Origin of the sequence: Ureibacillus chungkukjangi (assembly GCF_003217295.1) — a bacterium.
In the GTDB taxonomy this organism is placed as follows: domain Bacteria; phylum Bacillota; class Bacilli; order Bacillales_A; family Planococcaceae; genus Ureibacillus; species Ureibacillus chungkukjangi.
In genome coordinates this window covers 12,987-35,776 of the sequence record NZ_QJTJ01000006.1, presented here as the reverse complement: position 1 = coordinate 35,776, position 22,790 = coordinate 12,987, and the positions used below count along the sequence as shown (strand labels likewise).

General features: G+C 37.2%; 22 protein-coding genes. 1 reads left to right on the top strand and 21 read right to left on the bottom strand.

Annotation, left to right across the window (positions count from 1 at the left end):
- Positions 1–288 precede the first annotated feature (288 nt).
- The 21 genes from ftsZ to BJ095_RS06510 all read right to left on the bottom strand — a co-directional run bounded on the left by ftsZ (position 289) and on the right by BJ095_RS06510 (position 21,239).
- A complete protein-coding gene (ftsZ, locus tag BJ095_RS06610; protein WP_107933857.1) occupies positions 289–1,461 on the bottom strand; it encodes a cell division protein FtsZ in 1,173 nt (390 codons plus the stop codon).
- A 31-nt stretch (positions 1,462–1,492) separates the two neighbouring features.
- The gene (gene ftsA, locus BJ095_RS06605) at positions 1,493–2,785 is read right to left on the bottom strand and encodes a cell division protein FtsA (RefSeq protein ID WP_107933855.1); all 1,293 of its coding nucleotides are present in this window, start codon (positions 2,783–2,785) and stop codon (positions 1,493–1,495) included.
- Positions 2,786–2,884: 99 nt separating this feature from the next.
- Entirely contained in the window at positions 2,885–3,253 is a 369-nt protein-coding gene (locus tag BJ095_RS06600; protein ID WP_107933853.1) for a small basic family protein, read from the bottom strand.
- Between the two features lie 2 nt (positions 3,254–3,255).
- Positions 3,256–3,975, bottom strand: a complete 720-nt coding sequence (locus BJ095_RS06595) for a DUF881 domain-containing protein (protein ID WP_107933851.1) — start codon at positions 3,973–3,975, stop codon at positions 3,256–3,258.
- 42 nt (positions 3,976–4,017) lie between these two features.
- On the bottom strand, positions 4,018–4,737 hold the full coding sequence (locus tag BJ095_RS06590; protein WP_107934057.1) for a DUF881 domain-containing protein: 720 nt from the start codon (positions 4,735–4,737) through the stop codon (positions 4,018–4,020).
- Positions 4,715–5,557: a cell division protein FtsQ/DivIB gene (locus BJ095_RS06585; RefSeq protein WP_107933849.1), complete on the bottom strand. Its 843-nt coding sequence runs from the start codon at positions 5,555–5,557 to the stop codon at positions 4,715–4,717. Before BJ095_RS06585 ends, BJ095_RS06590 begins: the two co-directional genes overlap by 23 nt.
- Before the next feature lie 53 nt (positions 5,558–5,610).
- Complete coding sequence (locus BJ095_RS06580) at positions 5,611–6,696, bottom strand: FtsW/RodA/SpoVE family cell cycle protein (protein WP_235867599.1); 1,086 nt, start codon at positions 6,694–6,696, stop codon at positions 5,611–5,613.
- A gap of 101 nt (positions 6,697–6,797) precedes the next feature.
- Positions 6,798–8,147 carry a UDP-N-acetylmuramoyl-L-alanine--D-glutamate ligase gene (murD, locus tag BJ095_RS06575; RefSeq protein ID WP_107933845.1) on the bottom strand — a complete coding sequence of 450 codons (1,350 nt, stop codon included), beginning with the start codon at positions 8,145–8,147 and terminating at the stop codon, positions 6,798–6,800.
- Complete coding sequence (gene mraY, locus BJ095_RS06570) at positions 8,144–9,118, bottom strand: phospho-N-acetylmuramoyl-pentapeptide-transferase (RefSeq protein ID WP_107933843.1); 975 nt, start codon at positions 9,116–9,118, stop codon at positions 8,144–8,146. Before mraY ends, murD begins: the two co-directional genes overlap by 4 nt.
- A gap of 86 nt (positions 9,119–9,204) precedes the next feature.
- On the bottom strand, positions 9,205–11,130 hold the full coding sequence (locus BJ095_RS06565; RefSeq protein ID WP_107933841.1) for a stage V sporulation protein D: 1,926 nt from the start codon (positions 11,128–11,130) through the stop codon (positions 9,205–9,207).
- Between the two features lie 119 nt (positions 11,131–11,249).
- Positions 11,250–13,478: a penicillin-binding protein gene (locus BJ095_RS06560; protein ID WP_181417980.1), complete on the bottom strand. Its 2,229-nt coding sequence runs from the start codon at positions 13,476–13,478 to the stop codon at positions 11,250–11,252.
- Positions 13,475–13,846 (bottom strand): cell division protein FtsL, encoded by a 372-nt coding sequence (gene ftsL / locus BJ095_RS06555; protein WP_107933839.1) that lies wholly within the window; start codon positions 13,844–13,846, stop codon positions 13,475–13,477. Before ftsL ends, BJ095_RS06560 begins: the two co-directional genes overlap by 4 nt.
- A gap of 5 nt (positions 13,847–13,851) precedes the next feature.
- Entirely contained in the window at positions 13,852–14,796 is a 945-nt protein-coding gene (gene rsmH, locus BJ095_RS06550) for a 16S rRNA (cytosine(1402)-N(4))-methyltransferase RsmH (RefSeq protein ID WP_107933837.1), read from the bottom strand.
- A 31-nt stretch (positions 14,797–14,827) separates the two neighbouring features.
- Positions 14,828–15,259 carry a division/cell wall cluster transcriptional repressor MraZ gene (gene mraZ, locus BJ095_RS06545; RefSeq protein ID WP_107933835.1) on the bottom strand — a complete coding sequence of 144 codons (432 nt, stop codon included), beginning with the start codon at positions 15,257–15,259 and terminating at the stop codon, positions 14,828–14,830.
- Between the two features lie 259 nt (positions 15,260–15,518).
- Positions 15,519–17,135, bottom strand: a complete 1,617-nt coding sequence (gene bshC / locus BJ095_RS06540; RefSeq protein ID WP_107933833.1) for a bacillithiol biosynthesis cysteine-adding enzyme BshC — start codon at positions 17,133–17,135, stop codon at positions 15,519–15,521.
- A 124-nt stretch (positions 17,136–17,259) separates the two neighbouring features.
- A complete protein-coding gene (locus BJ095_RS06535) occupies positions 17,260–17,646 on the bottom strand; it encodes a DUF3397 family protein (RefSeq protein WP_235867598.1) in 387 nt (128 codons plus the stop codon).
- 2 nt (positions 17,647–17,648) lie between these two features.
- The gene (locus BJ095_RS06530) at positions 17,649–18,551 is read right to left on the bottom strand and encodes a ketopantoate reductase family protein (protein ID WP_107933829.1); all 903 of its coding nucleotides are present in this window, start codon (positions 18,549–18,551) and stop codon (positions 17,649–17,651) included.
- A 457-nt stretch (positions 18,552–19,008) separates the two neighbouring features.
- The gene (locus BJ095_RS06525; RefSeq protein ID WP_107933827.1) at positions 19,009–19,392 is read right to left on the bottom strand and encodes a transcriptional regulator; all 384 of its coding nucleotides are present in this window, start codon (positions 19,390–19,392) and stop codon (positions 19,009–19,011) included.
- A 159-nt stretch (positions 19,393–19,551) separates the two neighbouring features.
- Positions 19,552–20,313 carry an enoyl-CoA hydratase/isomerase family protein gene (locus tag BJ095_RS06520; protein ID WP_107933825.1) on the bottom strand — a complete coding sequence of 254 codons (762 nt, stop codon included), beginning with the start codon at positions 20,311–20,313 and terminating at the stop codon, positions 19,552–19,554.
- A 194-nt stretch (positions 20,314–20,507) separates the two neighbouring features.
- Positions 20,508–20,681, bottom strand: coding sequence for a 50S ribosomal protein L32 (gene rpmF / locus BJ095_RS06515; RefSeq protein ID WP_107933823.1), 174 nt, complete (start codon positions 20,679–20,681; stop codon positions 20,508–20,510).
- Between the two features lie 24 nt (positions 20,682–20,705).
- Entirely contained in the window at positions 20,706–21,239 is a 534-nt protein-coding gene (locus tag BJ095_RS06510) for a YceD family protein (RefSeq protein WP_107933822.1), read from the bottom strand.
- 231 nt (positions 21,240–21,470) lie between these two features.
- On the opposite strand from BJ095_RS06510, the gene BJ095_RS06505 reads away from it, so the two are divergent.
- Positions 21,471–22,679 carry a nucleotidyltransferase gene (locus BJ095_RS06505; protein ID WP_107933819.1) on the top strand — a complete coding sequence of 403 codons (1,209 nt, stop codon included), beginning with the start codon at positions 21,471–21,473 and terminating at the stop codon, positions 22,677–22,679.
- The last annotated feature ends 111 nt before the right edge of the window (positions 22,680–22,790 follow it).

Here is a 22,790-nt window from a genome sequence, read left to right as displayed (position 1 = left end):
CCGTCCCCTAACGCGTTTCATCACCTACATGAAACGCATCCCACTCCTATCTCCACTCCCTAACGCGTTTCATCACCTACATGAAACGCATTCCACTCCTATCTCCGTCCCCTAACGCGTTTCATCTCCCATATAAATCGCATCCAATTCCAATCTCCATCTCCAATCATCCTTCATCCCTCAATCCCTCAATCCCCCTATGATATCCTCGTTAAAATCAAAAAAGAAGCCGTCTCAACTTAATGAGACGGCTTCTTTTTATATCGATTTATCTCTTACTGCGCTGTCTTATCGGTTGCGACGGTTGCGTAAGAATGTTGGGATTTCTAATACATCATCCTGCTGTTGTTGAACCTGTCTTTGAGGCTCTTGTTGGTGCTGCTGCACTGGTTGTTGTTGTTCTTGTGCACGTTCACGAATTGGTGCTTGTGGTTGAGCCTGAGCTTGTCCACCGCGCATTGTACCCATTGTGCGATTCGTATTTGAACGTTGTGGCTGAGTTAGGATATCGTCAGAGAAACCTGTTGCAATAACAGTAACAATAATTTCATCATTTAAGCTTTCGTTGATAACCGAACCGAAGATCATGTTTACTTCTTCATCTGAAGCTGATGCAACGATATCTGCTGCTTCTTGTACTTCAAATAAGCTTAAGTTTGATCCGCCTGTGATGTTCATGATAACACCTTTAGCGCCATCGATTGAAGTTTCAAGCAATGGACTTGAAATTGCTTTTTTCGCAGCTTCTGTTGCACGGTTTTCACCAGTTGCAATACCGATTCCCATTAATGCTGAACCTTTGTCGGACATAATTGTTTTTACATCGGCAAAGTCAAGGTTAATTAGACCCGGAGTTGCGATTAAGTCAGAGATACCTTGTACCCCTTGGCGAAGTACATTATCTGCTTCACGGAATGCTTCAAGCATTGGCGTGCTTTTATCTACAATTTGCAATAATTTATCATTTGGAATTACGATTAATGTATCAACAGCATCTTTCATTGCTCCGATACCGCCGATTGCTTGTGTTTGGCGTTTGCGGCCTTCAAAAGAGAATGGACGTGTTACTACACCGACAGTTAACGCTCCTAAATCACGTGCAATAGAAGCAATAACTGGTGCTGCACCTGTTCCAGTGCCTCCACCCATACCAGCAGTTACGAATACCATATCTGCGCCTCGAAGTACCTCTTCAAGTTGCTCACGACTTTCTTCAGCTGCTTTTTTACCTACTTCAGGGTTTGCACCTGCTCCAAGACCTCTTGTTAACTTATTACCAATCTGTAATCTATATTCTGCTTTTGATAGATTTAAAGCTTGTGCATCTGTGTTTACAGCGATAAAGTCAACACCTTGTACACCATGCTCAATCATTCGATTTACTGCGTTGTTACCGCCACCGCCGACACCAATGACCTTGATGTTAGCTAGTTGGTCTATATTCGTATCAAATTCTAACATAGTTTCTCCTCCTGCCACAAATCTTGAATTATTATTCAAAAAACTTATCGAATAGTTTCTTAGCTTTATTAATTACGCTTGTTTTGTTTGTATTGTTGCTTTCTTTTTCTACTGTATTTGATTGTTTTTTTGGAGGCGTTGCTCCAGCACCGACCGTTGCATATGCAGGTGTTTGAACTGGACTTCTACCATAAAATTCATCCTCTGAATGTGCATAGCGTATTAAACCTACAGCAGTTGTATAAGCTGACTCACGAACTCCTATATAATCTGGAGTATAAATTCTTACACGTGTTTGCATAACTTGACGAGCAAGCTGTGCAATTCCCTCTAGCTGAGCAACACCACCTGTAAGGACTACTCCACCAGGTAAATCGCGAACACCTAAACGAGCTAATTCATCTAAGACTAGTTCGAATAATTCTTCAAGACGGACACCGATAATTTCTGAAATGAATTTTTGACTATATTGATCCATTGCATCTGTGCCAGAAACTGGTACTTCAAAAATTTCATCGTCTGAAGCATCTTCATAGAATGCATGTCCAAACTGCTTCTTAATGATTTCTGCTTGTTCAGTTGGAGTTTTAAGAACAATTGATAAATCTTTCGTTATATGTTCGCCACCAACTGGGATAACACCTGTTCTTGTTAATAAACCTTCTTCAAAAACTGCAACCGTTGTGGAACCGCCTCCAAGATCGATAAATGCTGTTCCTTGGTTTTTCTCGTCCTCTGTTAAGGCAAAGAATCCTGCAGCTAATGGTTGTAAATAGATTTCTCTAATTTGCAGCCCAGCTCGTTCAACACAACGTAAAACGTTATGAACTAAAGTTTTTGAAGTTGTAATCATTGTAGCATCCATTTCTAAACGAATACCAATCATACCTCGTGGATCTTTGATTTCATCAAGATTATCAACAATGAATTGTCGAGGGATAAGATTTACAAGTTCTCTTTCAGGTGGAATTGACATCACTTGTGCGGATTCAATTACTCTGTCTAAGTCTTCATCAGTAATTTCACGGTTTTCGCTATTAACAGCTACTACACCTTTTACTGGTTGAAGTGTTGTTTGATTTGCGGGTATACCAAGAACTACTTCGTTTATTTTAATTCCAGTCATACGTTCCGCTTGTTCAACTGCTTTTTTAATGGATTGTACTGTAGCATCTATATCAACGATTGCGCCTTTACGTATACCGTTCGATTTTACATTACCAACACCAATTACGTGTAATTGGTTATCTGTAATCTCTCCTATCAAAACTTTAATAGAAGATGAACCAATATCTAGTGATATATAAATATCCTGGTGATTCATCACTTCCGCACCTCCTTCGTTTCCTACTATATTTTATTCTATTGTAATTCCATAGTAATGTCTAAATAAAATCATATATACGATATCATTTTACAGCTATTATACTGTATTTTCATCCTTTTTTATATGTCTCTCTTCCCATTTTACTATCAAAATTCGTCGAATGACTGCAATATTTTGGAATAACCGGACACCAAAGGCAAAAATGGCAGCTAAATAAAGGTCAACACCTAGATGAACACCTAAAAATGCTAGTCCAGCTGCAAGGGCTATATTGAAGAAAAAACCTGATAAAAATACCTTGTCGTCATACACTTGCTGTAAATTTGCTCGAATCCCACCAAACAAAGTATCTAATGCTGCTAAAACAGCAATTGATAAATAATTTTCATAAATAGCAGGAATTTGTATATCGGTTAACAAACCTAAGCTCAAGCCTAATATTAACCCTAATAATGGTAACCACATAGTTATTCCCCTTCGTTGTTTTCAACTAAATAATCTGTTGATAATTTTCCATCAAATTCTGCAATGGTAATAGCTCTTTGCGCTTCGTTGATACTTAAATTTAAGTTATCGAGATAGAAATCATCCCTAAATGTCGAAGCGTATAAGTAACCATATAGTTTTTCAGCTTTTTCGAAGGTTTCAGTGATAATTTTGATGGTAATTTCTGCGTCATCGATTGGAACACTATTTACGGTTGTGACACCATTAATGTCTCGAATTGCTGATGTATGAGTAAGCCGTTGTCCGTTAATTTCAATATAAAGGCCATCATATCGGTAAATTTCATTAACTAATCGAATTAATAAATCAGGTGAAATAGGTTCAATCTCATAACCAAATTGGATTAATTCAGCAGCAGGAGTAATTTCTAATTCAAGCCCTGGACCATCTACTGATAATAAACCAATTTGACGTTTGAGATCCTCTACCGTGTTATTCAATAAAACAGCTTGGTTATTTGTATCATTATCTTCATATTGTTCAACAAATTCGTTGTAATTTGCGATTTCTCTTAATAGTTCTGAGTGATTTTCTTTTTCCTGTGACAATTCCTGCCTAATAGCCCAAATATCCCGTGTGTCCCTTGTAGTCGGGTTCTGAACCGTATTATATTGTACAGAAATCATAATACCTACAATAAATGATATAATCGTTATTCTGGTAACTATTTTGTTTGTCATCGGTTCCCCTCCTAAACGTTATAGGCTTGTCCTCGAATAATTTTACGCCTCATCATTTATTGAAGGCATTTGTATTAGATTTTTTTCCTCGATTGTCACAACAATATTATCACTCAGTAATTGGTCGAAAACTCCACCAACAATTTTTAAAGATGATACAAGGGTTTTAGAATCACCAACTGCTTCGATTACAAATGGTGCTGGATATTGCTTTCCATCAATTGTAATAACCGGGCCATTACATCTGATATATGAATTCGATTTTAACCTTTGTCCATTAATAGCAATACTTTCTGCTCCTGAAATTTTCAGTTCATTGATAACTGATAAAACATGGCTTTCATGTACGATGTATTCATTTGGATTTGTGGAATTCGGGTTATATTCATTATCCTTTAATGTAACCTGAATACCTCCTCCCTGTGCCGGAATTATCCCTAGCAACAACCGTAATTTTTCAGCCTCTTCTATTAAATGCTCATATTCCACTTCATTTTCCGCAAAGGATTTTTCATATTCTCTTAAGCGATTTTGCAGATCATTAAGCTCTTCAGCTAATTCCTTATTTCTCTCCTGCTGATCAATCAAATCCTCTCTATAGGATTCTTCCTGATCGATATAGGAATTATTAATTTTTTCGTGATTTTTTGTTAGTTTATACGAATAACCAATAATAAATCCTGTTGTGATACATACAATTAGTATGATGAGCTGCTTTCTTGTAAATTTGTTATTTTTTTTACTCTGAAGTGGTATCTTCATCATCGATCACTTCCTGTTCTTCGATCACCGCTTCACCAGATTCATCAATATTAAAATCAAATTGGGCATATTCATCTAGATAAGATCTGTAGTATGAACCAACTTCTATATCAATTATTCCTTTTTCATAGCTTCCTGTACTTTCAATTTGAGCTACAATGGAAGGATAATAATTTAGCTTTTCTGCTAAAGTTGTTACTTCAGCACGAACCTCATACCCGTCATTCATATAAAGAGTGACCGCATATGGGTCGCTGCTTGAAGGGGTTGAATTGATTTGAGAGATAAGCGATAAAACCGTTGGATCTAGCTTTGCAAGCTCTGTTAATAATCTTTTTCTCAATTTTTCATCATCAAATTCTAAAAATAATGGTGCATCTATTGGCTCAAGACTACTTACTTCCTTTAACACATCCCCATTTTCTAGCATAGGGTAAAGTTTATTATCAAGGGAGATATAAGCAACCTTTTCCCACTCTTCCACTTCAATTTGAACAGTCGTTAACCATTTTCTTTGTACATTTACACCCTTCACCCAATGATATTCGCTGATTTTGTCCTCAATATCATTTGTAGTAAATCCCCACATCGAATCTCCTGTTTGTAAAGCAGCTTGTTCTTTATAAGCATCTGCCTCTACTAACCCAGCACCAATCACTTCGACTTTTTTGATTTCGCTATACGGAGATTGAAAGTAAAGGAGTAAAAATAATGTTACTAAAAATAATACTAGTAAGAAGATAAATTTAAAATTTGTTCTTTTTCTTCTTTTTTCCCTTAGGGTCGGGATTCTTTCTTCAATATCAATTACCTTTTCCATAATTTTTACTCCTCCTTTCCTCCACTATTTTTGTTTAAAAACTACTGTTAAACTTACGTGATATCGGTTCGATTTGCAAAGCTCACAATAATCGCTACTACAAACCAAATAATCATTAGTGACGTACCACCATAACTAATGAATGGCAAGGTCACCCCTGTTACTGGTATTAACCCAATAACAACGCCAATATTTAACGCTGCTTGGAATCCGACCATTCCAACTAAAGCCGAGATCGCATAAAAATCTGAACTCTTCAATGATTGAACAGCCAATCCGCACCCTGAGTATATAAATACTGCAAAAAGGGCTAACACGACACAGCCACCTAAGAAGCCAACCTCCTCTAAAATAATAGAAAAGATAAAGTCATTTTGAGGCTCTGGTAAATATAAAAACTTTTGACGACTCTCTTGGAAGCCATGTCCAAGTAATCCGGCTGGACCTATGGCAAGTAAAGACTGAACAGCTTGGAACCCACTACCTAATGGATCTTCCCAAGGATTGAGAAAAGCTTGGATACGTTTTAAGCGATATGGTGCAGAGACGATTAAGGCAATCAATCCAATGACACCTAGTCCAATAAAGCCGACATATAATTTAATCGGATATTTGGCAATGAATAACAAGATAAATGATGCTACAACTAATATGAAAACAGAACCAAAATCGGGCTGCAGCATGATTAATCCACAGGGAATGATAATAATTAAAAAATGCTTTAGCTGAACAACACGTTCATCATTTCTTACTTTACTTAGTAAAAAGCTTAAATACATCAAGGTCGTAATTTTCACTATCTCTGCTGGTTGAATCGTTAAGGGACCAAGACCAATCCAGCTTTGTGAACCATTTCTAACAAGACCGATTCCCGGTATTAAAACAAGAACTAACAATAATAACGAAATGACATAAAGTATTATCCAAGTCTTTTCCTCGGTAAAAATGGGCATATTTGTTATAAATAAAAATACGACAATAGCTAATATCAAGTAAATACTTTGCTTCAGATAGAAGGGTAACTCCCCTTCATAATGCATAGAGCTCCAATATGTACCGGCCGAATAAATGAAAATGATTCCTATCAATGACAATAAGATTGCAGAAATTATGAAGATTCTCTTATAAGTAAACTTCAGTTAAGGCATCCTTTCCTCTTATATCTAATACAGTGCTTAGAGCTTTACCTCTAAGCACTAGGTTTGATCATTCGTTCAAATATTCTATTCATTAGCGCGACTTAAAGCTTCATGACTGCATCAATGAATAAATCGCCTCTAATTTCAAAGCTTTTATACTGATCCCAGCTTGCACATGCAGGTGATAACAATATGACATCCCCACTTTGTGAAATAGAGGCTGCTTTTGGCACTGCAACTTCAACATTCTCTGCTAATACCGCTTCTTCCACTCCACAGGATTTTGCAAACTCGATAAATCTTTCACCAGTTTGACCAAATGCTACAACACTTTTAACATTTTTCATAGATGCTCGCAGCTCCTCAAAGGAGTGGCCTCGGTCTAATCCACCAGCCAGTAAAATCGTTGGCTGTGTAAAAGCGTCTAGAGCAACCTTTGTCGCTAAGCAGTTGGTCGCTTTTGAGTCATTGTAAATTTTTCTTCCATTCCATTCACGAACAAATTGGGTACGGTGCCGAACACCAGTAAATGTTTTTAGCACTTCTTCTAACGCTTCTATTTCACAGCCATATAAAATACATGCAGCAAGTGCTGCTAAGATATTTTCTAAATTATGTTTCCCGGGTAGTGCAATATTTACTCTTTCTAAAATGGCCTCACCCTGCCAGTAAATCGTTGTTTCATCTGCACTAATTCCCTCATTGGAACGTCCATTTGAGCTAAATGGAACTTTTTGTGCATTTGATTTAGCAGCATACTTCTGAACAATCTCTTGCTCTCTGTTATAAATTAACCAATCTGTTTCATCTTGATTTCTCGTAATGTTGAATTTAGCCTCTGCATAATCCTCAAAAGTACCATGATAATCTAAGTGAGCATCATAAAGATTTGTTAAAATTGCAATTTTTGGCTTAAACTCCTTCGTCCCCATTAATTGGAAGGAGGAAAGTTCAGTAACAATCACATTTTCCTTACTTGCACTAGCAGCAACACCACAAGCAACCGTCCCAATATTCCCAGCGATTAATGGTTTTTTACCTCCACTATTTAACATTTCAAATATTAAAGTAGTAGTCGTTGTCTTTCCGTTTGTCCCTGTGATTCCGACTATAGGAGCCTCGCTAACTAAATAAGCGAGTTCTACTTCCGTTATTACTTGAAGGCCACGCTTAACCGCATCATCCACGATTGGATTTGAATAAGGAATACCTGGATTTTTAACAACTAGTTCAAATCCTTCATCTAGTAAGTCCTCTGGGTGACGCCCACAAATAACTGTAATCCCTTTTTCCAAAAGGCTCTGTGCCTGTGGATTTTCATCAAAGGGCTTTGAATCATTTACCGTAACAAAAGCACCTAGTTCGTGGAGTAGTTCTGCTGCTGCGACACCACTTTTGGCTAAACCGAGAACTAATACCTTCTTATGTTGTAATTTTGTATATTGAATCATAGCAATGCCTCCGATACGACTGCGATTAACGCAACAACTACTGCTGTTGACCAAAAGACGCCTACTACCTTACGTTCAGACCAGCCTGATAGCTCAAAATGGTGATGAATAGGACTCATTTTAAAAATACGTTTTCCTCGTAATTTAAAGCTTGCTACCTGTAAGATTACCGATAATGTTTCAATAACAAACACTAAACCAATTAGTAGTAAAAGCAGTTCAGCCTTTACTAAAACCGATACTAGGGCAAGGGCACCACCTAAAGCTAATGAGCCCGTATCTCCCATAAATACCTTTGCAGGATTGGCATTAAAAATTAAAAACCCTAAAAGTGCACCAGTAACTGCAAATGTAAACAAAGCAACATCTGCTTGTTCATTAAATAAAGCGATAACACCGAATGCAGTAAAGGCAATTGATGCTGTTCCAGCAACTAAACCATCTAAACCATCTGTTAAGTTCACTGCATTTGAGAAGCCTACCAACCAGAAGATTAAAAACCCCACATATAAAATCCCTAAATCAATAGACCACTCTGTAAATGGAACACTTATTGATGTATCAAAAGATCCCAGGCGTAATAATAGGAATGCAGCGATTGAAATGATAATTTGACCAATCAGCTTTTGTAATGAAGTTAATCCTAAATTACGTTTAAAAATTACTTTAATACCATCATCTAAAAATCCGATCAATCCAAAACCAGCTAATACTAATATGATTACGACAGATTGAGTCGTAAAGATATCAGATATATTTCCAACAATTACCGTTGTAGCAATTATCGAAATCAAGAAAATTATGCCACCCATTGTTGGTGTTCCAGCTTTTTTCATATGTGATTGTGGACCTTCTTCACGAATACTCTGTCCGAATTTCAGCCGACGAAGTAATGGAATGAATACAGGTGCCAAAATCACTGAAACGATAAATGAAATTGCTAGAATGGTTACTATTGTTGCGATTGTCATGTTAAATCTCCTCTAATTTCTGTTCTTTCTTCTTTTAGTATTGTTTATAAAATCAAATTTTAGTGTTTACACTAAGAAGTTAATCACTAATTTTTTTCGTCTAAATAAAGATGTATTGTCCCATCTTGTTCTAGAATATTGTCCGCTTCTGGTAATTGCGCTTTGACAAGCTGTCCTTCACCATGTATCTCTATTTTAAATGGATACTGCAAATTCGCTAATTCATCCACCGAATAGCCTACTAAGTTAGGTACTCGATCTGTAATAGGGTCTCCCCAGCGATATTGCTTTTCCATCTGTCCTTCACGGTTCACTTCTATTCCAACTGTTGGTGCAATGTCCTCGATAATTTGACCAACGATTGGTGCAGCAATCGTACTACCAAATACTGTTGAGCTTTTTGGATTATCAATAGCCACATAAACAACAACTTCTGGATTGTCTGCAGGAGCAAATCCTATAAATGATACGATATATTCGCCATCTTTATAACGACCATCCACAACTTTTTGTGCTGTACCTGTTTTTCCTCCGATACGAAGGCCATCACGGAAGGCTGCTCTACCAGAACCATTTGCAACTACAGATTCTAAAGCGTTACGAACTAGTGCGGATGTCTCCTCACTAATTACAGATTTTTTCAATTCTGGCTTATTATTAAGAATTACTTTGCCACTTTCTGGATCGACTACTTTTGAAACCACATAAGGCTTATATAATTTTCCGCCATTTACAGCAGCTGCTACAGCTTGCACCTGTTGAATCGGTGTCACAGAAATCCCTTGACCAAAGGAGGTCGTTGCATGCTCGACTGGGCCAAAAGCTTCTTTAGAAAAAAGTATCCCGGATGCTTCCCCTGGAATGTTAGAACCAGTTGCTTCACCAAAACCAAAGTCTTTAATATATTGCAGAAGCTTTTCAGAGCCTACCCTTTGTCCCATCTCGATAAAGCCTGGGTTACAGGAATTTTCTACAACCTCTAAAAAGGTTTCTTGCCCGTGTCCCTCACGTTTCCAGCAGCGCAGGCGAGAATCCTCAACCATTACATAGCCTTTGTCATAAAACGTATCCTTCTCTAAGTCTACAACACCTTCTTCAAGTGCTGCACTTAATGTGATAATTTTAAAGGTAGAACCTGGCTCATAGGTCATCCAAACCGGTAGATTTCGGTTATATATGGATTGATCTACGTCTTTATAATTAGCAGGATCATATGTAGGATAGGATGACAACCCTAATATCTCACCAGTATTCACATTCATAGCAATTGCTAATGCTTGATCGGCATCATATTTTTCCATCGCTTGAGAAAGTTCTCTCTCTATAACCTTTTGTACTTCTAGATCAATGGTTAACTCTACTGTTGCACCTTGATCTCCTTCACGCCATTCATCGTCCACATGAGGTAGGGAATTCCCTTGTGCATCAGTAAAGAGTCGAATCGCAGCTTCTCTAGATGTTAATACCTTATCATACTGGTATTCAATCCCTGCAAGGCCTTGTGTATCATAGCCAGTAAATCCTACGAAACGAGATAATAAGTCTCCATAAGGATAATGTCGGACATAATCTACACCACTATATAGCCCGTCTATTTTGAGGCTTTGAATTTTTACTGCTTGCTCGTAGGTAATATTCTTTGCTTCAGGTGCAAGTTTAACTAAATAAGTTCGTTTGTTCATTTTCTCAAATAACTCTTTTTCATCTAGCTCTAATACTGAAGCAATTTGCTTGGCAGCTTCCTCAATATTATCATTCTGAGCAGGCATAAAATAAAGAGTTGGAGCTAATTTATTTGTTACAATAACTTCCCCGTCGCGGTCTACAATTTCTCCTCTTTCAGACGCAAATGGAATCTCTCTATCCCAGTTTTCCTTAGCAAGTTCTGTTAGCTCATCATGCTGAATAACTTGAACATAAAATAACCGAATAACAACAGCCAATCCAAATAATATAAAACCATAGACAATTAACTTTAACCGATTCTTAGAAATGGTAGATATCCACTTCATGCTAATTTCACACCTCGTTTTTAACAAAGTATGAAAGAAAGACAAGTTCTATTCGGATACATTTAATCAAATTCGCCTTAACGAATTTTTCGTCCAGAGTTTATACTGCATATCTGAAATTAGTCTTGTGGTAATTCTTCTCCATCAGATGATGTTTCTTCTTCAATTGGAGGTGCAGAGTAAGTTTCCTCTGGCGTTCTTAGTTGCACAACAATTGGAGATCCCTCACCAATAACTGTGTTTTCAGATACACTTTGACTTTCAACAAATCCTTCACCGACAATTTCAATCGACAGCCCTGACATCATTTTATATACGAGCAGATTCCTTAATGACCAATTTTCAAAGGATGGTAAGGTAACTGATCCTTCTGTCTTCAAGAAAACAAGGCTTCCCTTTGTAATGGCTAAATCTTTTTCAGGATACTGAGCAATTATTTCCCCACCATCACCGATTATAATTGGTGTAACACCTGCATTCTCTAGCTCGATCTTAGCTCCCTCTGCACTTTCACCAATATAATCCTTTATCTTGGTTGTTTCTACCTGTGCTACATCTTCAGGGTTAATATTTAAATATTTTAAGCTATTTTGCATAACAGAAGTGAATACTTCTGAAACAGGTTGAGAACCAACCTCTGTTGCCTCTAGTTTTGGTTTTTTTACAGCCACATAGACAATCAATTGAGGATCATCAGCTGGAGCCATTCCTAAGAAGGAATATAGATAGTTATTTTTGTTTCCAGTTAAATAACTTCTCGATCCATCCGTCCTTGGAATATAAGCAGTTCCTGTTTTCCCTGCTACGTCATAGCCCTCTATTGCGAAGCTTTTCGCCGTACCAGCTTCTGAAGTAACTGTAGAAGCTAAAATTTCACGTACCTGTTTAGCTGTTTCTTTTGATATTGGATTACCTTTAACCGTTGGCTTCTCATCCTTAACTACATCACCAGTAGCAGAATCTACTATTTTATCAATTACGTAGGGCTGCATCATTTCACCGTCGTTTGCAATCGCTGTCATTGCTTGTACGAGCTGAATAGGTGTAAACGTAGAGCCTTGTCCGTAAGATGAAGTAACATACTCTATTGGGTTATTTGTTAATAAGGTACCTGATGCTTCACCTGGTAAATCGATTCCGGTCTTTTGACCAAAACCAAACTTTTTAAAGTAATCTATTAATGTATCGTTTCCGATATACTCTAGCATATTAGCCATAGCCGTGTTCGATGACCGCTGGAAACCTTCTAAATACGTAATCTGTCCCCAGCCTCGTAGATTATGATCTCGAATAGTATCACCATATAATGTGTAAGAACCGGATTGATAGAAAGCGTTTGGATGCCAATTATTTGTCTCAATCGCTGTTGCTAGAGTGAAAGTTTTTACCGTAGAACCAGGTTCAATTACTGACTCGATAACAATATTATTCCACGAATCTAGCCCTTCTCTTGTATCCGGGTCGAAGGTAGGTCGCTGTGACATAGCTAAAATTTCTCCTGTTTTTGGATCGGCCACTACAGCTACCATAGATTCAGGATTGTATTCTTTATAAACATCGGTCATTGATTCTTCTAAGAAGTTTTGAATTGTTTTGTCTACAGTCAAATAGATATCATCTCCATTTTCTGCAGGAGTGACCATCTTTTCACTGTTTGGCAGTAAGTATCCAAAAATATCACTTTCATATTGCATTGAGCCATTTTTGCCTGTCAGCTCTTTGTTATAGGTATATTCTAAGCCCATTTTCCCTACTGTATGAAAACTACCATCCTCTTGTTCTTCCTTTAGAGCAAAGCCAATTAAATGCGATGCAAAGGGACCATTTGGATAGTAACGCGTAGAATCGCTTGCAAAAGTGATGCCTTCAAGTTCTTCTTTTTTAATAGCTGTCATTAGTTCATGACTTATACTACGACCAGCTACACCAAATTCAACTTGGTAAGGCGTTCTCCCATCTGCTAATTTTTTTGTTAGAATCTTATAAATCTCTGATTCTTCCATTGAAATATAGTTTGCAAGAACTTTAGCAGTTTTTTCAGGGTCTATTACATGACGTGGCTTGTCCTCATCCACAGTTGCTTTAGGATTGACTACAGCTACCAATCGATAACTAAGCGTATCCTCTGCGATGATTCCCCCATTACGATCTAAAATTTTTCCACGTTCAGCAGTTAACACTGCATCTTTTCCATAGAGGGCGGCTGCTCTTGCTTCTAGTTGTTGTCCATTTACAGTTCCCGATGACTGAATGTAAAAGATACGGATAAATAATGCAAAAAAGAGCCCTCCATAAATAACTAACATTAGAAAGGCTCCCCATTGGAATCGAAATCTCTTTTTTTTCATTCTCCCGGCACTACCTTCACATTTTTCTCATTAAGTGTTAAACCGAGTGCTTTTGCTTTTTCCCAAATTCTCTCATATGTCGACAGTTCACTAACTTGAACTTTTAAATCTACATTTTGTTTTTGGATTTCTGTGATTTCTGATTCAATCTTCTGTATTTCTATGGTTGTTTGTTGGATTGAACTTTGTTTATGTAGTATAGTCACTGCCAAAACTGCAACCACCACAATAAATGCAATGTATAACATTTTTTCTTTTGCCGTGATAATAGATTTCTTTCTTTTACTACCCTGCTGTTTAACTGGTACATGTTGCTCTGTAGTTATTGGTTGGCTAATATAAGAATTATGCCTAGCACGCACTGCCATTTACCCTATCCCCTCTCGTTTATTTTTTCGGCAACCCGAAGTTTCGCTGAACGTGAACGATTATTTTCTTCAAGCTCTTCTTCTGTTGGTAAGATTGGTTTTCTTGAAATAAGTTTTAAAACGGGCTTGTACTCCTCTGGAATTACCGGTAAACCTGGTGGTAAATCTGGAATAGAAGAAGCCTCTTTAAAAATCGATTTTGTTAAACGGTCTTCTAATGAATGGAAAGTGATAACACTAACTCTCCCGCCAATTTTCAATAACTTAATAGCATCTACTAATGAGTCCTCTGCAGCTCCAAGTTCATCATTCACTGCAATTCGAATTGCTTGGAAGACTCTTTTAGCAGGATGTCCGCCTTTTCTTCTTGCAGGAGCAGGAATGCCTTCTTTAATCAGTTCAACAAGCTGTCCAGTTGTTTCAATTGGTGCGTGTTTTCTTGCTCCCTCGATTTTACGAGCAATTTGCTTCGAGAATTTCTCTTCGCCATAACGGAAAAAAATACGAACTAAGTCTTCATAGGCCCACTCATTTACTACATGAAACGCAGTAAGTGGAGCTGTTTGGTCCATACGCATATCTAAAGGTGCATCATGATGATAACTAAAGCCGCGCTCTGGTGTATCTAACTGTGGGGAAGAAACACCTAAGTCGTATAGGATACCATCAATTTTCTCAATATTTAATTTCTGTAATTCCTCTTTTACATAACGGAAGTTCGAATGTACAAAAATCACTCGATCTAAATAATCCGCTAATCGTACTTTTGCATTTTCTATCGCTGTTGTATCTTGGTCGAAACAAATTAGTCGACCTTCTGATGATAATTGCTGTACTAAGTATTCGCTATGCCCAGCGCCACCTAATGTACAATCCACATAAATCCCTTGTGGATTGATGTTCAGTCCATCAACAGTTTCTTTTAATAATACGGTTGTATGATCGAACATTAACCATTACTCCTTCTTGGCGCATTCTTAACTAGAAGTCAAAGCCAATTAAATTTTCTGCTATTTCATTAAAGGATTCCTCAGCTTCGTTGAAATAAGATTCCCAAGCTTCTTTTGCCCAAATCTCTATCTTACTTGAGACACCCAAAACTACACATTCTTTTTCAAGCTTTGCGTAAGTAGCAAGTGTTGAAGGAATATTTATTCTCCCTTGCTTATCTATTTCAACTTCTGTAGCTCCAGAAAAGAAGAACCTTGCAAAAGCACGGGCATCTTTTTTGGTCATTGGTAATTCCTTTAACTTTTCTTCGAGTTTTCGCCATTCATCCATAGGATATCCAAATAGACAGTTATCAAGTCCGCGCGTAATAACAAAAGTATTCCCTAAGTCCTCACGAAATTTCGAAGGTACAATTAGGCGTCCTTTTGCATCAACGGAATGCTGATATTCTCCCATGAACATGCTACTCACCCCACTTTAGTAAATAATGTACCACATTCCCCCACTTTCCTCCACATTTTTAAAGATATTGTTAACTACTTTTTACAAATTGTGTATATAGTACTTTCCTCCACTTAGTCACATGTGAAAATTGGCACAAAAAAGAAGTCGTCTCTTTTATGAGACGACTTCTTTTTCTGCACCGAAAGCTCTATACATCAGGGTTTAACGGCTATATTAGGTATATTCACCTAACAATATTAAAGAACCAATACAATTATTACAGATGAATTACATAATGCTTATTTGCAATTTCTAGTGGAAGTGCACATAAATCCTGTATTAGAGTTGGTCCATAATGATTCATATACTGATACGGGTTATAAACTCTCTCTTGCAAGCTATCATCCGGATAGATTTCAAGCTGCATCACATCAAATTGGCGAATTGTTTTATCATGCTTTGTCAAAACCTGCTGCTCAATCTTCTTAGCCAAATAATCAAATTGCATTTCATGGTATTTGATATTTTTTTCTACAACAGCATCCATATCAAGCTTTTGCGATTTTAAGTGATCTTCTAGCTTTTTGTATTGCTCTTTTACCAATTCATTTAAAGTCTCAAGCTGTTGTTTTGCTCCCTCATCCTGAACGCTGGCAATATACTGCTCCTTCTTAGACTTCGCTTTACCCTCGATAATATCTATAATCGATAAATCGTATGTTGAAAGAAGCTGATCAATTTTGCGCTCCACCAAAGTAATATTCATGCGCGGAGCTAATATAGGCATTTGTAGATCAAGGGCGTTAAAGGCATCCTTTAATGTTGCCCAATAGGCTAATTCACCTGGACCACCAACAAAGGCCAATACAGGTATCGTCATTTCCTGCATAAGCGGTCTTGTCACTACATTATTACTTAGCTTTTCAGGGCTATTTTTGGCAACCTCTAGAAGCTGTTCTCTCGTTAATGTGATAAATCCAGTCGAATCTTGATAATTTTGACCTGTTCTTTCCAGTAAAAACCGTTCGCCTTCCAGTACATAAAAAAGATTGGCATTGTCAGCCTTTGCAAGGATGGGCGTACCATAACCTGCACTATCTAGAGCTTGCTCTTTTGCCACTACAGCCTGTGAAATTTGTTCATTTAACTCAATAATTTTCACAAAAAAATCAGCTTCATGCTTCCTGAAAGGTGTATATGCAGCATCAACCATTAATAAACCCTCAGTTTTGAACAACTCATTCATTAAACGAGCAAAGAAGTCTGTAAATGTTGTACTTTGCTCCAGCTGACTGAGACAATTTTTATAAAGAGCTTGTGTATATTCGGTCTCACCATACTCTTTGAAAATCGCGCTTATTAATCGTTCCAGCTCTTCTTTTTGAACCGTTGTTGTGGAAGCCATTGTTTTTAGTTTAGATCGGTTATTGTAGACACGTTTTTTTATCGTGCCATTTACAACGGTATAGGTATGATTGATCTCATCTAAATCATGGTCTTCCCCAGCAATCCAAAAGATTGGAACAATTTTCTCACCTAATTTAAGAGTCTGCTCTTTCGCCAAAAGAATCACTGATATAGCTTTATGAACCGAATATAATGGACCAGTTAAAATGCCGGCTTGTTGACCGCCTACTACAGCAACCGCCCCACCTTCTAGAGCATTTAAGTTTTCTTCTACCATTTCAGAAATACCAAAAGGCTCCATAAATTGACGGATAATACTGCTTAACTCATTATTATAATAATGCTTAGATTTTAAATAATTAAAGCGCGTTTTGAATGCTTCATCGTTATACTCGTATTCAAAAAATGAACGTAATTTTTCACTACCTGACCAATAATCAGCTAGCAATTTATTGTTAACTGGTAATTCAATATGCTCCAGTCTCATAAAAAATCTCCTCTACTCAACGAACAGTTATCGACCTTGTTCTAATTTCTATCTTATTTATAAATAATTCCATATTCTTTATTGTAAAGTATCAATCTTCTACTTCAAAAGAAAATGCTTATCTTTAACTAAAAGCATATTCAATTATACTTTGTATCAACCCAACAATCCATATTACAACAAAGGCAATAGTTAGCAGAATAAAGTATAATCTCCATGTCTTTTTAATCAACCTTAATACTTCAATTTCTTTTTTTGTGCGCCAATCTATGTATGTAAAAATCATCGCGATAACTATTGCGATAATAAGAATGATAATATTATAATTTTTCTCCCAAAGGCTCGAAATGGAAAGGGGTACTGAGAAGAACAATACGACAGTTGTTACATCACTTGCCAACCCGAATGATTTCACTCTGCTCTTTTTCCCTTTACGCCCTAAAAAATATGTAATGATAAATAGAATTATAGGGAAAAAGATAATAATACTCACTAAATAATGAAACAGCATCTTCACATTTTATCACTCCTTCCTTCCTTTGCTAAAACTAATAAATACAAGGTTTCTAACATTGGTAGTCTTTTTCCATTTTTAACTGCTCTTTCAATAACAGCCCCGACAATGGTTTCAATCTCAGTCGGTTTAAAGCTTAAAATATCTCCTAGCATCGAAGACGTATTGGTCGCCGTTCTCCTGCATAAGCCTTCAACGTCAGGAAAAGAAAGCTGTGCCATATCTTCTGGGAAAGCCGTAAACAGTTCATCATATAATTTTCCTAGCAGCTTATAAGTTTGCGGATTTTCTACTAGTATTCCATTCTTCACCTCTAACAGGGCTGTTAAAGGATTTATAAAACAATTCAGCAGCGCTTTCTCGAAAAGCATTTTCTCTGCACTCTTGACAAATTCAACCTGAAATAATGGGCTTGTACTGTCCGGCAAGAACATATATGGACTGGCATCCCCTTTTTCAACAGCAATTTTTAAAATGCCTTGTCCACGATGAAGAACCGTTGTATCATTTTCACGTTGCGCACCAAACTGACATGAACCAAAGGCAATTGATTGTTGAGGCAAAGATTTCGCTTCCTCAAAATGAGCTAAACCGTTTTGTAGGAAAAGGAGTGGAATAGAAGAATCTAAAGTATGTAATGTCTCATAAATCTGATGTAATTGTCCATATTTCACTGCAATAATTACTACTGAATCCTTAGACAGATTGTAGAAATCAGTTCTCGCCTTAATGACAGACTTTGTAAGTGTACCGTCAATATTTTTACGGACAAGCCCAGATTGCTCCAGATTTCTAGCCTGTTCTTCTCTATGGACGATTAGAGTTACTCTATCATTAAATTCTGACAAAAAGCTAGTCATCAGCATCCCAATAGAACCAGCACCAAGCACTACAATCTCCAATGAACCCACCCTCTTTTCCTTTGAAATGCGTAACGAAAATTAAAGGCCTACCAAATGGCAGACCTTGTTTTACATAATTATAATGGATGCTTTAAGTATTTACGATATGTTTCATAAAATTTATTACCACTTTTAGGTATATGTTAAAATCCGATAACAACATTATAAGAATAAGAACAAAAAATTATACCTGTCGGATGTAACACACCTTCTTAAACGATCACATCTATATAAAATGCATTTTTGTGCCGCCCATTTGTTTTAAAGCAACTTCGTTTAGCTACTTATTCTCATTTAGGCGACCCTGAATACATTGATGTGTTTCTTAATTAAATAAAAAATAAAATCGTTCTCATTTAACATGGCACCTTCGATTTGACTTCAAATCTCCAAAAACAAAAGCAGCGGCTAATCATCCTTTGACCCTTCAATTTAAAGATACCAATTTATCAATCTATTATTTCTGGTGTTCCATAAAAACAGAACCCTGTTGAAGCCATTTTAGGATCTTTTCGTGTTCTGTTTGTAATTCTCGATATCTAACTTCTAGCTCGTTATAAGCTTCTGTAAGCTCATCGAAACTATTTAGTGCTAGTTTTAAATGGCTACGCATTAATTGCTTAGGACGCTTTCGAACACTGTTTAGCATTTGCCCATATTGCTGTCTAAGTGTTTTGTTCCAGCGGAAGCCACACGCTTGCTTTGTTCGATTTAATATACTTGCAGCCTCAGCAAAAGCCTCAAGCTGTGTTTTACCATTTTGAACAGCCTGAATAACAATTTCAGCTAATTTTTCATCATCATCGGCCGTCCATTGATCCTTACGTCTTTTTCCATCCATATCTATCACCTCGCATTTTTTACTACTATATGCAGGTAAATAGATTAAATAGAATAACAAACAATAGAAAAAGGATAAATCGTATTAAATTTCCTTCTACCACCTTTTTACCAAAAAGAGTGAGTCAGCCATCCTCTATGACAGAAGAATACCCAATTTTTATTTGGATTTATTTAAAAATCGATTAACAGCTTCATTGTGTGCATCACTTTCCCATAGTTTTGCACATAACCGAATCTCCTGCATCACTCGCTCATAAATATTGCGCTCCTGCCATTTTCGAAGCTCTATTTGCTTATATGCCTGGTGAACCTCTGGATGGATTTTTCTTATATCAAAAATAAACTCCTCTAAGGCTTGGTCCTTGGAGCCTTCGAAAACCTGTGTTGCCCAGCCGATTTCATGGAGATGAGCTGCATCGTATTTTTTCGAATCTATGAGCATTTTTAAGGCTTGGTCGTACCTGAGCCTTCTCTCTAACAAATAGGTTCCTCCACCCCATCCGCTTGTAATCGCTAAGGTACCTTGTATAAAACCACATCTTGCATGACTGGCCACAAGTCTAAAATCACAAGCGGTCGCAATTTCACAGCCTCCACCAACAGCAGCTCCATTTACCAATGCAATCGTTGGTACAGGTAATGTCGCTAATTCGTATAAGATATTGCCCATCTTACTTAACATTCCAAAGGCTTGTTCCTCAGTTTTCAAAAGATGAAACTCCGACAAATCTCCACCCGAGCAAAAAGCCTGTTCGCCACTACCAGTAATTACTAGAAATTTCACTTCATTGTGCTCTTTAATATATGTAATAACCTTCTTCAAGCCTTCCATCACTTCATCATTAACCGCATTCCGTTTTTCCTCGCGGTCAATCGTAAAAGTAACAATCCCCTCGTTATTTTCTATTTTGTAAGCCACACTTACCATCCCCTTTATGGATACTTATGGAATAAATAGACATCTTTATTAAATAGTAAAGGAGACAATTGGATTTTACAAGCTTGGTAGGTCGAGGGAGGCTTTTAGGTTTTCTATAAAAGTCCATAAAAATTAAAAAAGGCTACTAGAGAGCCATGGCCTCTCTAATAGCCTTATTATTAGTAAATACTGAATTATTTACTAACTACTTCTTTACCTTTGTAGTGACCACAAGCTTTACATACGTGGTGAGATAAAGTAGCTTCACCACAGTTTGGGCATGCTACCATACCAGGTACAGATAATTTGAAATGCGTACGACGCTTTCTTTTTGCAGTTTTAGAAGTTCTTCTAAACGGTACAGCCATTATTGGCACCTCCTTACAGATTATCTATTCATCTGTTTGATCAAAATACTTAGCTAAATCAGCCAGTCTTGGATCCACTTTTGGTTCGTCATTTTCGTTTTGACGAGCCACATCTTCATCAGTTAAATAACTCCAGTTTTTGCCTCCCTGTACTTTTCCTTCAGTATCCTCTTTAAAAATTTGCATAGGCACTTCAAGTAGTACTAGTTCCTCTAAAACTGGTTTAAAGTCGATCACGTCACCATCAATATAATGTATATCTTCATCGTCATTTCCACGATGCTCAGGATCTATCCAGCTGAAAATTTCAACTGCATCGACTTCAATCGGGTATTCAACATCTTCCCATGTTCTAGAACATGGTAGAGTTAATGTAGCTGTCATCGTAAACTGACATGTCATTTGCGATGCACCGAAAGTACAGTGTCCTTTTACATGAACGGGTGAAATATGACGAATTTCTTTGTTTCGTTTCATTACATCATCCAATTGTACTTCTGCATCAATCGGCATCCCATTTTGGCGATACTTCGATAATTGATGAATTGACCATTTCATTCACTAATCACCTCGAGACAACAATGTTGATTATATAATGTGTATTTTTAGATGTCAAGATATTTTCTTGTCACTATACAAAATGAGTAATATAATTTTAAATAATTGAAGAAAAACGTTAGAAAAAGGAAATTATTAAAATAGTTTCAGCTAATTTCTTATTTTTACTTCTTTTCCAAGAAATTACTCAGTTAATGCTTTAAAAATCTTCCTACTTAGGAGTGTAACATAATGAAGGCTGTTGGTGTGGTTGTTGAGTATAATCCATTTCATAATGGACATTTTTATCATATAAGTCAATCAAAAAGCAAAGCAAATGCTGATGTCGTTATCGCTGTGATGAGCGGTCACTTTTTACAACGTGGTGAGCCTGCTTTGTTAGACAAATGGCACCGTACCAAGATGGCTTTAAACAACGGTGTAGATCTTGTAATAGAGCTCCCTTATGTGTTTTGTACTGGACATGCTACTTCCTTTGCAGAGGGCGCTATTCAACTGTTAGAGGCTATTGGCTGTACCAAATTTGCATTTGGAAGTGAGGAGGGCTCTATAGATCCTTTTTTAAACACCTTTCATTTATTAAAGAAGCACGAAGAACAATATAATGCTCTGATTAAACAGTATGTTACAACTGGAATTAGTTATCCCCAAAGTTTATACAAGGCATACGAGGAACTTCGTCAAAATGAAGAGAATCAGACAATCGATTTATCACAGCCAAATAATATTTTAGGCTATCACTATATTGAAGCTGCCAAGCGATTAAAACTTGAAATAGAGCCTATGACAATCCCGAGAATACAAGCTGGATTTCATGATGACATTAACACCCAATCTACAATAGCAAGTGCAACTGGCATAAGAAAGGCTCTATTTGAGCAGCACTCGCTTCATGAAATTAAACAATTTGTTCCTGACGAGTCATATAACCAGATGGAAAGCTGGCAAAATAAGTATGCTTCCTTTATCAACTGGGAAACATTTTGGCCTTACCTTCGCTTTTCCATTTTGCGAAACACGCCAGAGCAGCTCACTCAATTTGCTGATGTGAGCGAGGGCATCGAATTTGCTTTAGTCAAGGCAGCTAAAAAAAGTGAAACCTTTAGTCAATTTATGAATCAAATCAAGTCAAAACGCTATACTTGGACAAGACTCCAGCGAATGGTGACACATATCTATACTGGTATCACAAAGGAACAATTGCACTATTCCAAAATGCCATCCTATATTCGATTATTAGGCATGACTAAAAATGGACAAGCCTATCTATCACAAAATAAAAAGCAATTTCAGCTGCCACTAATCAGCCGTGTGGCATCCACGAACGACCCGATGCTACAGCTAGACATCCGTGCAACAGACATGTATGCACTTGGCGTAGAATTAGCATTAGGCAAGCAAATTGCAAGTGACTATCAGACACCTCCGATTCGGGTGTAAGGATGCTGGATTGAATGGGGATGGGAGAATAACGGGAGTGAGCTAACTAGGATTCAACTTCGGTTTGTCTCGGCTTGGGCAGTGCCGGGACACTTCGCTCGGAAAGCAGCG